Source organism: Alteromonas alvinellae, assembly GCF_902705805.1.
In genome coordinates this window covers 8,522-22,495 of record NZ_CACSIH010000243.1, presented here as the reverse complement: position 1 = coordinate 22,495, position 13,974 = coordinate 8,522, and the positions used below count along the sequence as shown (strand labels likewise).

Here is a 13,974-nt window from a genome sequence, read left to right as displayed (position 1 = left end):
TCTTGCGATTATCAAAAAGGAAAACTCCACATGAACGCAGTAAAACCCAGTACGGCTGTAGATATGATTGCTACAGTTATTCGCGCAGGCCTTGTACCTATGATTCATGGATCACCAGGAACAGGTAAATCTGACATCGTTGCACAAGTAGCTAATGACTTTAACTTGACGCTTATCGATGAACGTCTTGCAAACAATGACCCAACTGACTTGAAGGGCTTCCCTCAAATCATTAACAGTAAAGCGACTTACGTGCCGTTTGATACCTTCCCTGTTGAAGGTGACGAATTACCTGAAGGTAAAGACGGTTGGTTACTGTTCCTAGATGAATTGCCTCACGCCCCTGAGTCTGTTCAGAAAGCAGCATACAAGTTAATCCTAGACCGTGCAGTCGGTGGACGTAAGCTTCACTCAAAAGTCGCAATTGTTGCCGCCGGTAACTTAGAGTCAGACGGTGCATTCACTACACGTGCAAGCACAGCTATGCAGTCGCGCCTTATTCACATAGAACTGGCAGTAAGTACTGTTGATTGGATTGAGTACGCACAGCAAAAAGAGTTCGACCCGCGCATCGTATCGTACATTCAGTACAAGCCAAGCAGCCTACAAATGTTTGACCCAGACCACACAGACTATACGTTTGCGTGTCCTCGTACATGGGAATTTGCAAGCAAGTTATTGCAGCAGCTAGACGAAGTAGGTCCATCAGCGCTACCGCTATTAGCAGGTACATTGGGTGAAGGGCCGGCACGTGAATTTATCGCGTTTAACCAAGTCTTTGATCAGCTACCTAAGATCAGCACAATTCAAGCAGACCCTAATGGCGCCTTAATGCCCGGTCACAACGGTGGAACGCTTTACGCCCTATCAGGTGTACTAGCTGACAACGTTACTAGCACTAACGCTACAGCGCTGCTTACATACGTAAACCGTATGCCGCGTGAGTTCCAAGTGATCACAATTCGTGACATGAGCCGACGTTTCCCACGCATTGCCGAGAACCAATTGTTCATGGACAAAGCACTAGAACTGTCTGTCCTACTGTAAGGAAGCATTATGCAAACTGAAGAACTTACAACTGCACTCGATGCAGCAAAGATACAGTTAATCTCTCGCCCTGATAGTGTGTTTTTAACCACGATACTATTCAGTTTGCGCTTCAACTGGAGCGAGAGAACACTAACTTCTCAAACTAACGGGGTTTACCTTTTGGTAAACCCTGAGTACTTCATGCAACTGACAGCCGGTGAACGTTTAGCGTTCTTGGCCAGAGCTGCATACCGTGTTGCTCTGCAGCACCCTATTCGCGGCAAAGGTAAAGACTACCGAACTTGGAAGTCTGCTACCGAGTACGTGATTACTGCACTTCTGCACGACCAAGGCTTCGAAGTTCCTAGTGATTGGAACTATGACGAGGACTTTGAGAACTTGACCTCAGAAGAGGCCTACGACCTTGTTATTAAACGAGCACAGGAAGAAGCGCAAAACTTCGATCAAGAAGATGGTTGGTTCGACCACGACACAGGTGAAGTGTACAGCTTTAGTGCCCTAGTAAACTTTGTTGACGAAGCTGACGATGACTTCGATATACCTGAAGAGGATGACGGTGTTGAATGGGATGAGATTGAATCTGAAACCATAGACACAATACAACGTGCATCTATTCTGGCCGAACAAGTTGATGGTTGGGGTAACGTCCCAGGCGAAGTGAAGATCTTCTTAGATAATTTGCTTTCTCCGAAGCTGCCGTGGTTCAAGATATTAGCCAATCACATGAGCGACTTAGCTGCTGCTGATTACTCATATCAAAAACCTAACCGCAGATACATGCCTGATTATTTCATGCCTACACAGTACTCTGAAAGTCTTACAGAGATAACAGTTGCTGTTGATGTATCTGGTTCAGTCGGACCCGGTCAAATCGACCAATTCATTTCAGAAATACATGAAATCCATACAAAACTTAAGCCTACGCAGACTAAGGTTTTGGGTTTCAACACTGAAATCACCACAGAGACAACTATCAAAGAAGCGGCTGACGTTTTAGAGATACAACTCGTAGGTGACGGTGGCACAAGCATTGAACCCGTCCTTGAATACGCACACACAAATAAGCCAAAAGCTTTAGTGATATTCAGTGACGGTTGGTTCGACCTAGAAAATGAGTGGATTCCCTTAGATGTTCCTGTTTATTGGATTATCGAAGGTGACAAAGAATTTACTCCTAAGCGAGGTAAGGTAATTCGATTTGAAGTATGAACAGTTTTCAGAGGCTGCAAAAGTAAGAGCAAGAGATTTACCTCGCAGTGATTTAGAGCACCTCTACACTATCCTGATTACCAGTAGGTACAGACTCAAAAGATACATAAATGCCTACCAAGTCACCATCGCAATATTAGTGGCAGCACTAATTATGGCATTACTTAATTAACCACTTTCACCGTACTTGGGGCCATCTTCCCTAGATGACCCAAAAGCCCCTTGTGCGGTATTTTTAACAAGGAAGCCTCATGGCACTCACTTTAAACGATTGCCAAGAGAAGGCGATCCGTTCAATCATTTCTTTTCTTCTAGACCCTGAACAACATGAGTTCGTTCTAGAAGGTTACGCGGGTACAGGTAAAACAACGCTTGTATCGTATCTGCTCGATAACTTCAGCAAGTTTCAAGAGTCTTACGAACTACTAGGCAAGAAATGGCCTGAGTTCGAAGGCATCGCTATTACAGCGACCACGCGAAAAGCTGCACGCGTATTGTCAGAAACTATGGGCATTGACCCCCTGACCATTCATAGTCACCTTGGCTTAATCCTACGAAACAATTGGGCCGATGGTACGACAAGTTTGCAACCAGGTCAGCGAGCAGAGAAGTTATACAACCAGCTTATTATCATTGATGAAGCCAGTTTCATTGATGACAAACTAAAAGAGTACATCGACTACCTAGCAGCCGATTGCAAAGTACTTTACATGGGTGATCCTGCACAGCTTATTAGCGTCAACGCAGAGAAGTCCCCTATCTTCGATGCAGGCATACCTACGGTACGCCTTGAAACGATTATGCGTAACAACGGCACTATCTCAGAACTATCTGGGCAATACCGTGAAACCGTGCACACAGGTCAATTTAAACCACTGATTACTGATGGTTTCGCTGTTAAGCACGTTTCCCCTGCAGAGTTCGAAGAAGACATTCGAAACACTTTCCGTCACCACTCATTTGTACCAGATCAGTCAGCTAAAGTTCTGGCTTGGACTAACAACCGCGTATCAGCTTACAACAGCTTTATTCGTGAGTGTCGTGGCGTTAATGAGTTAATAACCGAAGGTGAAACGCTCATCACAAACAAGCCTATTATGGAACCTAACTCTGAAAACATCTGCTATGGCACTGACGTAGCGGTACAGGTTAAAGACGTATCGACAACCGTAATAGATGGCGTAGAGGGTTACTTAGTTAACCTTAAAAAGCGTCAAGACCTATTCGTCCCAATTGAGCGATGGAAGGTCAAAATGCTATTGAAGAAACTAGCCAGTGAGAAGAACTGGAAGAAGTACTTCGAAGTGAAAGATCAATGGGGTGACTTGCGCCCTGCCTACGCATCTACTGTCCACAAATCCCAAGGTTCTACTTACGGCAAAGTCTTTATTGACCTGAGTGACATTGGTACGTGCGAAAACGCAGATGATGTAGCCCGTTTACTTTATGTAGCAACGTCCCGTCCTTCTATGGAAATAGTTATGTGCGGGGAACTCCCACCACATTACCTTGGAGAAGAACGCATTGACATCGCAACAGCACTCAAATCAGAAGTCGCCTAATCGCTACTGGAAAGTACAGGCACAGCAACAAATTCAGCAATTGATTTTAGATGCGTTCCACGCATCGCGGCAAAAGGTTGTAGATAGAATTGCATTGGCTCAAAGGGAAAAAACTGACTCTGTTGCCGGGTTCAGATTTCGCGGAGAGCCTTTCATTCACTCCCTAGCAAAGCTACAGCCTTTCCAATTACGAAGACTACACGCTTCACTCGTTGATGAGTTTCAAGGCCACAGTGACGAATGGGAACGACATACCTACCGCCAACATGAAGTGAATGGTTATATAAACCAGACACTAAACAAGGCAGGTAACTCAACCGATTTACATTTGTTATTCCCCGATTGTGTGAAATCCGCTTTACCAGAGAAGATCGACAGTGTTGAGCCTTCACTAAATGAGATAGAGGTTTCGCAGTACCTTGAGGAAAGTGCCGAAGGCGTGAAGTTGTTAAAGATGCAGTTGATTCTTAACACGCTAAAGGCATAACACATGCAACACATTATCTTCAGAGATAACACAGAGTTTAAGGTTGCGATTCTTATAAAGAGCTCGTCACTTAAACAGTCTCAAATGGAGACAAACTACATTCAGCCGTTACGTTCCCTCGGTATTAAACCAAAGGACGTAATAGCGTTTGACTTGGTATACGGCCCGAAAGGTAAGAAAGCCCCTGTAAAGGTAATGCGTGCTTACCTACAAGACCTTATGCCGATACTTAAAGAACAAGGCGTTAAGTACTTATATGTACCTGATGCTGAGTACTTCAAAGTATTAACAGGTGAGAAGAAAGCAGAGCCGCACCACGGCTATGCGTTACCGTGCATCGTAGATGGTTACACGGATATGCAGGTCATACTTGGTGTGAACTACTCTGCCCTATTCTATAACCCAGACCTGAAAGACAAACTGGACATGGGCCTTAAAACCCTAGCTGATGTGAGTAAAGGACAGTACAAAGAAATTGGTACTAACATCATTCACTCAGCGAAATACATACGTGACCCTAATGAGGTCTATTCTGTACTCCAAGACCTTAAGCAGTATGACGCGTTAGCGGTTGACACCGAAACGCTGAGTCTTAAGTTCTGGGAAACCGGTGTTGTGACTATTGGCTTTGCCTGGGATCAACATAACGGCGTAGTTATCTGGTGTGATGATTACCACGAACCAAACAGTAAAGTGAGAGAGCTGCTTAAAGATTTCTTCTTTACTTATCGCGGTAAGTGCATCTATCACAACGCCAACTTCGATATGAAAATACTCATAAATACACTGTTTATGAGTGGCCTTCTTGACGAGATTGGTAAGCAACAAGGGATCGAAGTACTTACCCGTAATTTCGATGACACTAAGTTAATTACTTATGTGGCCACAAACTCTTGTGCAGGTAACAGCCTTGGCTTGAAAGACCAATCGCATGAGTTCACAGGCAACTTTGCCGAAGATGTGACAGACATTACCAAGCTAACCAAAGAGCAACTTGAGGTATACCAGCTCAAGGACACTCTAGCTACTTGGTACGTATTTAATAAGCATTACCCAACTATGGTCAAAGACAATCAGTTGGACGTTTACGAGAAGATGTTAAAACCTTCCGTGAAAGTCGTACTGCAGATGGAATTGACCGGTATGCCTATTGATATGGCGCAGGTCAAATATGCACGTAGCGTGCTAGAGAAAGAGATTGCTCGATGTCACAAGGTGCTTCAGTCACACCCTGACATTGAACAGTTCGTGTACCTAGAACGTGAAGCAGCGATGAATAAGCGCAACGCGGAATTGAAGACAAAGGTTAAACCAATAGAAGACTTTGAACACATCGTCTTCAACCCTAACTCAAATCCGATGATGCAGCGCTTCCTGTATAACTACTTGCAGTTCGACATTATCGATAAAACCGATAGTGGTGCAGGAGCTTGCGGTGGTGAAACGCTAATGAAGCTTTACGCAGTCACCGAGCGTGAAGACATTAAAGAGTTACTTAAGACCTGCGTTGCGTTCTTTGACGCAGATAAGATCTTGGGTACGTTTATCAAAGCATTTGAAGGTGCCGTTCTTAAGTCTGACGGGCACTACTACTTGCATGGTAACTTTAACATTGGCGGTACAGTATCAGGCCGACTTAGTTCGTCAGGCCCGAACATGCAGAACATTCCCTCAACAGGGGCAACGTATGCAAAACTGGTTAAGTCGTGCTTTGCAGCACCTGAAGGCTGGGTATTCATGGGAGCAGACTTTGCTTCACTAGAAGACCGCATTTCAGCCTTAACCACTAAAGACCCAGAGAAGCTAAAGGTTTATACCGATGGTTACGATGGGCACTGTCTACGGGCTTACGGGTACTTTGGAAACAACATGCTCGACATCGACCCCAACTCCGTTGAGTCGATTAACAGTATCAAGAAGAAATACCCTGAGTTCAGGCAGAAGTCTAAGTCACCAACATTCCTACTCACCTATGGTGGGACATACCACGGATTGATGGGCCTTGGACTAACCAAAGAAGAAGCACAGTCTATTGAGCGCAACTATCACCGCTTATATGAGTGGTCAGATAATTGGGTTCAAGAGAAGATTGACCAGGCTGCTATCGACGGTTACGTCACAGTCGCTTTCGGTCTAAGAGTAAGAACGCCAGTGATTAAGCAATGTTTGATGGGCTCATCTAGAACCCCTTACGAAGCTAAATCAGAAGGACGTACCGCAGGTAACGCACTTGGCCAATCTTACGGCTTGCTTAACAATCGCGCTGGCATTGAGTTGCAAGAGCGCACATTCGATTCAGACTTCCGATACGACATTCTACCAGTAGCCCACATCCACGATGCCCAGTACTTCTTAGTACGTGACGACCTAGCGGCAGTTGAGTGGTTGAACAGCAACCTAGTGGAGTGTATGGAGTGGCAAGACCTACCTGAGATACAACATGACAGTGTTGGCTTAGGTGGTGAACTATCACTTTTCTACCCGACTTGGAAAGACGAAATCGAACTACCAAATGGTGCCGACCAGAGCACTATCAAAGCAGTTATCAAAGACTTTTTAACAGAAGCAGAAGCTGCGTAAACCGGATTGCCCTACGTTTGTAGGGCTTTTCCCCTTGATTTTATAATTTAAACAGGTACTGTTATGCGCAAGCGGAAGAAGTTTAACCCGCTGAAACAGGCCGAAGCTCTTGCCAGAGCACGGCTAAAAAACACAGCTATCGGTTGTGTTCCTGCACAAGGTCCGTGTCAGTTCCTATCATTAACTAGTTCTCAGTTAATCCCCATGACACAGGACACTTTCCAACTCATTTCGAATATTCGGCACAAATGGACTGTATTTATTGCTGTTTTCGGGATTGACGATTTTGGTAAGCCATACATGAAATCTGAAGAGATTGAGGTCACAGACCCTCAGTTTCAGAAGGACATGGTTAATACCTTAAACAAGCACCACAAGACCCTAATTGACGGATTCAATAGAAAGCACTTACTGAGTGTTGGTTGGCTGGCTACCCCATACAAGCACATTTGGAACGAAGACCAGGCGTATAAGTTGTTAACGCAACTTGGTGCATTGGAGTTCGTGAAGAACGAAGAAAACGAAATCTTACCACTTACTGCATGAGGTCATTATGTTTGCAGATCCAGTTGATAAAGCTTCAGCCATTGAAGAAGAATCCCGTCAACGCGCTATTGCTGCCGCACGCGCTAACGCTAAACCAACTTTACTAGCTAAAGGCAGTTGTCATAATTGCGAAGAGCCAGTTGAAGACCAGAAACTTTTCTGTGATGCAGATTGCGCCACAGACTATGAGAAATACTTACGCGCACAACGTATGCGCTAAACCCTTTCCACACTAAGTGGAACAGGGAATGCTCTGTTCCACCACTTCTATAAGTCCCACATGAACAGAACATTCCCCCCTATTCTCCGCAAACCACCTTTCGAATCGGATAGAGCCGAGATCGAAGACCTCATTAACAAATGTAAATCTGACTCAGAAATCGCATTCATATTCGGTGTAACCAAAGACACAATATGGAGTAGACGCAAGCTTTGGAAGCTGCCAAGCGGCTCAGAGAAGCGTGAAGAGCAGATCATAGAAAGCCTTAAAGTCCTTTGGAAAGAGTGTTACAGCCCTCCTGAGATGGCAGAAGCGCTAGGCATTAGTGAGCAGATGGTTTACGCCAAGATCACCCAACACAAAATTCGTGACATTCCTCGTCTAGGTATTGACGCACCTACTATCCCTTTCGACACGTTACGTCAGGGCATTGCTCCCGAAGACGAAGATGTGACTATGGTGATCACGCACAAACGAAAACCCAAATGGGCCTTGGTTCCAATTGACCAATACCAAGACCTTATTAACGGCACTTACCACGAACTGAGAGAAGAAAATTGAAGGCTGAGTTAGTACTACATAATAATGACGACCTGCTCTGCGTAAACGCAGCGCGTGTCTCAATGGACAAAGAATCAAGCGTATTCACGTTCCGCAAAGATAAACCAAAAGGTTCAGATGAAGGTCTGGTACATTACCTTGCCGATCACCGGCACTGGACTCCGTTCAGTCATGTGCGTTTCACGCTGATTGCAGACCAACCTTTCATTAACCTACTCAATATCGACCCTGAACATATTGCTTCAGCAGTATGGAGAACCAATCTTGAAACAGGTGAGTTCAAGTTCAGAACTTCGTTATTCGGTTGGGTTAACATTCTTCGCATGGGAATGATTACACCTGAGTACCGTGACTCTGTTATCAACTTCTTATTTGAAAAAGTACCTCATTGTGCCAAAGCATTAATGCCAGAAGTAGATACACTAAATCCAGCGCAGTATCAGGCATGGGAACCAGAAATTGAACTAGACCCTGCTTTCATTGACGTAACGATGCGTGAAACTATTCCTATCTTCATTGCTCGTCAGCGCTTTAAGCACATGGTCGGCACTACCTACAATGAAGTGTCACGTAGATACGTGGATGACATGCCTGAGTTCTACCATATAAAAGAGTGGCGTAGTCGTCCTGACGGTTCGATTAAGCAAGGTAGCGGTGACATTCATCCAGACAGCAAAGCTATGGCAGTGTTCAGTCGTTCCCGAACAGTAGCTGCCGGTCAGAATTACGATGAAGACATTAAAGATGGTTTTGCACCAGAACAAGTAAGAAGCCTCTTGCCACAGAACATGCTTACAAGCTATTATGTGACCGCTTCATTAAACGCATGGAAACGAGCATACAATCAACGTATCGACTCACATGCCCAGAAAGAGATTCAAACACTGGCTCAACAGTGGAACGAAATCTTAACTGACTCACCACACGGTCAGATCTGGAAAGCCCTAACCTCATAGTTGGATGTCCTCATAGGCATCAAGCTAGGCGATGACACTAGCCAGAATCAGCAAATTGTTAAGCAGATTTAAAGACCCCTTTAGGTCGTGTCACCCATTCTTAAATTCCTTCCTTACTGAGTAAAAAATCATGTTCAATATTTCTGTATCTACCCTTCTTAAATCAGCCACAAAGCTATGTGACCGCGCTGCAATTAAAGCGCAGAAGCAACGCAAAAATGCCGAAGCCAAACGTAAACAGCTAACTGAAAAAGCTAGAGAACAACAGGCAAAAGCAGACCAAGCTGTAAAAGACGAAGTGTTAGCAGTGAACATGCGCGACAAGTTGAAAGACCTAGTTGCTTAGTAAGTAAATCAATTTAAACGACAAGCCACCTTATTAGGTGGCTTTTTTGTATCTGGAGAAAACCATGATCCAACTACGCTCAACACTTATATGCGAAACCTGCCCAGTAACGGGTGAACTAGGTCTTAGAGACAAGAAACAGATACCAAAAAGCTACTTAACGTTAGACACAGGTACAGGAACCCTACTCGCACATGACTACGTAGAACACGTAAACGGCATTAATGCCATTGGTTCAGTAGAAGATGAGTTGTCAGCTATCGCAGTAGCATGGGCCGTAAGAGTAAGGTATTCGAGCGTAATTACAGAAGTAGGGTTATCACGTGACTTGGTTGAACTATACGACATATACGCACGAAGTGCTGAACAAAGAAAAGTACCGATAACTCACAAGCACATATTCGATGAAGACTTCCTTGCAATCATTGAACTAGCTAGAAACAGTTGTAGAAGAGAGTCGGATAACTACACCGCTAGTAGTTTTGAGGACTTCACTAAGTACGCCCTTGCCTACATGCGCAAAGGCATTAGACAGTTCTACCGTAAATACGCATCTACTTGGCCAGAGTCCCAGGCTTGGGACAATTTCCTAGCAATTGAAGCAGCAGTTAAAAATGCTGATCTCATTGAAGGTGCCGAGTACCAACTAGAACTCAAGGACGGGTATGCCCGACTTGAGATGAAAGAAATTTATTATCACTAAGGAAAACCATGAAACAGAAACATCGTGTGTCGGTGAACCTAGAAGTTGGCGGCTATGTGATAGTAGAAGCAGAGAGTCCTGCTGAAGCCGAACTTTTAGTACAGAAAGAAATGGATAACGACGAATCCTTTCTTATAGAAGGCGGCGACATTACAAGCCGCGAAGTCATTACCAGCCATGAAGGAAGCCTATGAACCCATCGTTTGAACAACTACTCTACAAAGCACACTCCAACGGTAAAATTGGAACATGGGGTGTACGTGTAGAAGATGAAGGGCATTGCGCCATTATGACTGTAGCGGCAGCAAAGGTCATTGGTGGCAAAGAAGTAATCACTGAAACAGAGTATGCAGCAGGAAAGAACATTGGCCGAGCCAACGAAACCACCTACCTTGAACAAGCTGTGTCCGAAGCTCGTAGCAAAGTTGCGAAGAAGATTGACAACGGGTACACCGAAACCAAACCAGAAGAAGGCTCAGTAGCTACTAATGGCCTTGGTTTAATTAAGCCGATGTTAGCGCAGCCTATCGAGAAGGTTAAGCAATGGGACTTCCCTGTTGCGGTGCAACCTAAGCTAGATGGTCACAGAATGTTAGCTACAGTAGTAGATGGTAAGGTTCAGTTGTACTCACGCCAAGGCAAGTTACTGACTGTTGAGCACATATCTAAAGATCTTCAAGGTATGTATGACAAAGGTATCTGGTCAGGAACTACGCTTGACGGGGAACTGTACCTACATGGCGAGTCACTTCAAAACATTGGCTCACTAATTAAGAAGCCACAACCTGATTCAGTTAACCTGCACTACCATGTGTATGATACTGACTTTGATGTATGTTACTCGGAGCGTTCAGAGAAAGTAATGCGTTTATTCATGGCAGCAGACTGCGCCCAATGTGCGTTGCACTGGTCGCCACTTGCTTCACGTAAAGTTGAAGATCAGCAAAGCCTTGATGAACGTCACGCTCTATACCTGTCAAAAGGTTACGAAGGTACTATAGTTCGTCAGTATGGTATTGGTTACGAGCAAGGCAAACGTTCCAAGTCATTAATGAAAGTGAAGACGTTCCAAGATGCAGAGTTTGAAATCATTGACCTAGAAAAAGGCAAACCAAATCGTAGACTAGGCACTGAAGTTGGTATCTATAAATGTAGAACCAATAAAGGTGTTGAGTTTTCTGTCACAGCCCCAGGCAATGCAGATGAAAAACATGAGCACGCAATCAATGGTGAGCAAAACATTGGCAAGTATCTTACAGTCCAATTCTTTAACCTTACTGCAGACGGTTGCCCATTCCACCCCGTTGCATTACGTATTAGAGAGGACGTATGAGTGGAGATAGAACCATAGAGTGTCTTTGTGGGAACTGGGAAGTGATGTCTGTCGATGATTCGAGGGACAAGTCACAGTCATTTGCTCATCAACGTAATTTACCTGATGGTGAAGCTTATTATAACTGTAATCAGTGTGGCTCAACTGTATTAAGTTCAACAGAAACTCCACAAGAAATAGAGGTAGAGTCGCAAGATGTAACGGTAACTCATCGCTACACTGAGATACAAGGTTGTTTAGTGCAGCGCACTGGTTGGGCTAACTACGAAGGTGTAACTGTCAGTATCACAGGTAAAGACGTTCTTACGCCAGTTACTATTGAACTGACGCATGAACAGGTAGATTTACTTAAAGCTGTGCTTTAAACCTACCACTGTTTGCTGTCATCTGGTTTGAAGCCATCCGCAAGATAGCAACCTAATAGGTACAGTCCTTGGGGAATAGCATAGACGATAACTGCACCTACTATAAATAGTAGAGAAGCAGTAAGTGCTTTATCTGCACCCATTTGACGAAACCCGCTTATATCGAAAAGCTGAATAATCAGTGTAACGATTCCAGCACCTAAAACCCATGCTGTACCTATCCAGCTAAATACATTGGCTACTCGTTTGTAGCCAGTTCTTTTATTACTCATTATTTTCCTCATAGCGCAATAAGGGGCGCATTATATGAAAGCTACATACATTAAGCTAGGTTGGGTTTACCCAAAAGTATTAGAAGAGTTGAAAGGCCTTACTTACCACAATCTCCAAAAGCGCAGACTTGCAGGTAAATTACAAGAAGGCATTCATTGGAAGAAAGTTCACGGTGTGATCATGTATCATTATGAAAGACTTGATGAACTGTTTGAGGAATTAGATGGCGAAGCCGCTTAGTGAATTTGTAAAGGACTACGATGGCGTACACTTACGCGGGGAATCTATTGTTATAGATTTCTACTATAAAGGTGTACGTTGTCGTGAAACTCTCAAGAACCTTAAAGCTACGCAAGCTAATGTGAAGTGGGCCTTTAATAAAAGGAACGTAGTACTTCACGAAATTGCGACCAAGATATTCAGTTACCGTAACCACTTCCCTGACTCTAAGAAAGCAGATCTGTTTGAGCCAGCAGCAATAATACCTACTGTTGCTGAAGCATTAGATACTTGGCTTGAAACCAAGGAATCTGAATATGCACCTAAAACCTTTCGTGGCTACAAGAGTACCGTAGAGAACTACCTTAAGCCTAAGTTTGGTAACAGGCGCATAGACTCACTAATGCAGTCAGAAGTGAAACGTTGGCGCAGTAGAGATCTAGGCCAGCTCACGAACAAGACTATAAACGATATTCTTACACCGTTACGTGGCGCCTTTAAAGATGCTATGGCTGACCGAGTTATCGAGTTCAATCCATTAGAGCATGTTAAGAACTTAGAGCGCGACTCTGAAGACAATGCTGATCCATTCACAACTGAAGAGTTGATTAGAATAGGTAAAGCTGAAACTTCACGCGAGTCAGAACGCAACGCGTTCCTCTTCGCTTGTCACACTGGTGTACGTATTTCTGAATGGCTTTGTTTGGCTTGGGAAGATATCGACCTAGTTAAAGGTGAGGTTTACATTAAGCGTGCTGTTGTTCGTGGTGACTATAAAGTACCAAAGACAAAAGGCAGCGTTAGAACCGTCCACTTAACCAGACAAGCTAAAGAGATATTATTGGCTCAACAAAGTATCTCAAAGATGAACCGTAAGCATACGGTTGAAGTCACTCAATCAGATAAACGTAGAAAGAAGAAGGAAAGTCTCACTTTCGTATTCCCTGACACATTCACACTAGAGCCTTATATAAATAGTGCACGTGTAGCAGAGAGATTCTTCGAAGCGTTTCTTAAGAAACTCAACATTCGATATCGTGGACCTAATCAGGCTCGTCACACATTCGCTAGTAGATTATTAACGACTGGTGCACCTGAGAGATGGATCATGCGAGAAATGGGTCACACTTCCATTATGATGTTCGAAAAACATTACGGCAGATGGATGGATGATGAGATGCCAGGAATGAGTGAACGAGTATCGAATCTTATCGATATGGTCACATCTGAGTCACATGAAAAAATGAAATCTGCGTAAGTTGTTGATTTTATTAGAAAAATAATGGTGCCCGGGGCCGGACTTGAACCGGCACGCTGTTACCAGCGAGGGATTTTAAATCCCTTGTGTCTACCAATTTCACCACCCGGGCATCGGGTTGCTTTTCAGCAAAGGTGTCAGGCGTAGAACCTGATGCTGCGTTGCAGCGTTTGGAGGCGGAACCCGGAGTCGAACCGAGATAGACGGATTTGCAATCCGCTGCATAGCCATTCTGCCATTCCGCCAGATGCGTCTGGCGCGTGATTAAAACTCATCTCTAAAAGATTGGAGCGGGAAACGAGATTC

General features: G+C 44.3%; 18 protein-coding genes and 3 tRNA genes (1 of these 21 running past the window's edge). 17 read left to right on the top strand and 4 right to left on the bottom strand.

Going from position 1 to position 13,974, the window contains the following annotated elements:
- Positions 1–30 precede the first annotated feature (30 nt).
- The 15 genes from ACX5KA_RS18625 to ACX5KA_RS18555 all read left to right on the top strand — a co-directional run bounded on the left by ACX5KA_RS18625 (position 31) and on the right by ACX5KA_RS18555 (position 11,918).
- A complete protein-coding gene (locus tag ACX5KA_RS18625) occupies positions 31–1,047 on the top strand; it encodes an ATP-binding protein (RefSeq protein ID WP_458731873.1) in 1,017 nt (338 codons plus the stop codon).
- Positions 1,048–1,056: 9 nt separating this feature from the next.
- A complete protein-coding gene (locus ACX5KA_RS18620) occupies positions 1,057–2,259 on the top strand; it encodes a vWA domain-containing protein (protein WP_458731872.1) in 1,203 nt (400 codons plus the stop codon).
- Complete coding sequence (locus ACX5KA_RS18615; protein ID WP_458731871.1) at positions 2,249–2,431, top strand: hypothetical protein; 183 nt, start codon at positions 2,249–2,251, stop codon at positions 2,429–2,431. The genes ACX5KA_RS18620 and ACX5KA_RS18615 overlap by 11 nt, the downstream gene beginning before the upstream one ends.
- A gap of 79 nt (positions 2,432–2,510) precedes the next feature.
- A complete protein-coding gene (locus ACX5KA_RS18610; protein ID WP_458731870.1) occupies positions 2,511–3,821 on the top strand; it encodes an ATP-dependent DNA helicase in 1,311 nt (436 codons plus the stop codon).
- Positions 3,784–4,308 carry a hypothetical protein gene (locus ACX5KA_RS18605; protein WP_458731869.1) on the top strand — a complete coding sequence of 175 codons (525 nt, stop codon included), beginning with the start codon at positions 3,784–3,786 and terminating at the stop codon, positions 4,306–4,308. The genes ACX5KA_RS18610 and ACX5KA_RS18605 overlap by 38 nt, the downstream gene beginning before the upstream one ends.
- Positions 4,309–4,311: 3 nt before the next feature.
- Positions 4,312–6,888, top strand: coding sequence for a DNA polymerase (locus ACX5KA_RS18600; RefSeq protein WP_458731868.1), 2,577 nt, complete (start codon positions 4,312–4,314; stop codon positions 6,886–6,888).
- Between the two features lie 63 nt (positions 6,889–6,951).
- Positions 6,952–7,434 (top strand): hypothetical protein, encoded by a 483-nt coding sequence (locus ACX5KA_RS18595; protein ID WP_458731867.1) that lies wholly within the window; start codon positions 6,952–6,954, stop codon positions 7,432–7,434.
- Between the two features lie 7 nt (positions 7,435–7,441).
- Complete coding sequence (locus ACX5KA_RS18590) at positions 7,442–7,654, top strand: hypothetical protein (RefSeq protein ID WP_458731866.1); 213 nt, start codon at positions 7,442–7,444, stop codon at positions 7,652–7,654.
- A gap of 60 nt (positions 7,655–7,714) precedes the next feature.
- Positions 7,715–8,215: a hypothetical protein gene (locus tag ACX5KA_RS18585; protein ID WP_458731865.1), complete on the top strand. Its 501-nt coding sequence runs from the start codon at positions 7,715–7,717 to the stop codon at positions 8,213–8,215.
- Complete coding sequence (locus ACX5KA_RS18580) at positions 8,212–9,171, top strand: FAD-dependent thymidylate synthase (RefSeq protein ID WP_458731864.1); 960 nt, start codon at positions 8,212–8,214, stop codon at positions 9,169–9,171. The genes ACX5KA_RS18585 and ACX5KA_RS18580 overlap by 4 nt, the downstream gene beginning before the upstream one ends.
- Positions 9,172–9,301: 130 nt before the next feature.
- Positions 9,302–9,517, top strand: a complete 216-nt coding sequence (locus ACX5KA_RS18575; protein WP_458731863.1) for a hypothetical protein — start codon at positions 9,302–9,304, stop codon at positions 9,515–9,517.
- A gap of 64 nt (positions 9,518–9,581) precedes the next feature.
- Positions 9,582–10,220, top strand: a complete 639-nt coding sequence (locus ACX5KA_RS18570) for a hypothetical protein (RefSeq protein WP_458731862.1) — start codon at positions 9,582–9,584, stop codon at positions 10,218–10,220.
- 8 nt (positions 10,221–10,228) lie between these two features.
- Complete coding sequence (locus tag ACX5KA_RS18565) at positions 10,229–10,414, top strand: hypothetical protein (protein ID WP_458731861.1); 186 nt, start codon at positions 10,229–10,231, stop codon at positions 10,412–10,414.
- Positions 10,411–11,553 carry an ATP-dependent DNA ligase gene (locus ACX5KA_RS18560; RefSeq protein WP_458731860.1) on the top strand — a complete coding sequence of 381 codons (1,143 nt, stop codon included), beginning with the start codon at positions 10,411–10,413 and terminating at the stop codon, positions 11,551–11,553. The genes ACX5KA_RS18565 and ACX5KA_RS18560 overlap by 4 nt, the downstream gene beginning before the upstream one ends.
- A complete protein-coding gene (locus ACX5KA_RS18555; protein ID WP_458731859.1) occupies positions 11,550–11,918 on the top strand; it encodes a hypothetical protein in 369 nt (122 codons plus the stop codon). Before ACX5KA_RS18560 ends, ACX5KA_RS18555 begins: the two co-directional genes overlap by 4 nt.
- Positions 11,919–11,920: 2 nt before the next feature.
- On the opposite strand, the gene ACX5KA_RS18550 is transcribed toward ACX5KA_RS18555, so the two are convergent.
- The gene (locus tag ACX5KA_RS18550) at positions 11,921–12,190 is read right to left on the bottom strand and encodes a hypothetical protein (protein ID WP_458731858.1); all 270 of its coding nucleotides are present in this window, start codon (positions 12,188–12,190) and stop codon (positions 11,921–11,923) included.
- A gap of 34 nt (positions 12,191–12,224) precedes the next feature.
- Here ACX5KA_RS18550 and xisR point away from each other — a divergent pair, with 34 nt between their 5' ends.
- Together xisR and ACX5KA_RS18540 are read left to right on the top strand one after the other, a co-directional pair.
- A complete protein-coding gene (xisR, locus tag ACX5KA_RS18545) occupies positions 12,225–12,431 on the top strand; it encodes an excisionase family protein (protein WP_458731857.1) in 207 nt (68 codons plus the stop codon).
- Positions 12,415–13,668: a tyrosine-type recombinase/integrase gene (locus ACX5KA_RS18540; RefSeq protein WP_458731856.1), complete on the top strand. Its 1,254-nt coding sequence runs from the start codon at positions 12,415–12,417 to the stop codon at positions 13,666–13,668. Before xisR ends, ACX5KA_RS18540 begins: the two co-directional genes overlap by 17 nt.
- A 25-nt stretch (positions 13,669–13,693) precedes the next feature.
- On the opposite strand, the gene ACX5KA_RS18535 is transcribed toward ACX5KA_RS18540, so the two are convergent.
- The 3 genes from ACX5KA_RS18535 to ACX5KA_RS18525 form a co-directional block, all read right to left on the bottom strand.
- Positions 13,694–13,780, bottom strand: a tRNA-Leu gene (locus tag ACX5KA_RS18535).
- 59 nt (positions 13,781–13,839) lie between these two features.
- Positions 13,840–13,913, bottom strand: a tRNA-Cys gene (locus ACX5KA_RS18530).
- A gap of 41 nt (positions 13,914–13,954) precedes the next feature.
- Positions 13,955–13,974 (bottom strand) — tRNA-Gly (locus ACX5KA_RS18525) (it continues 56 nt past the right edge of the window).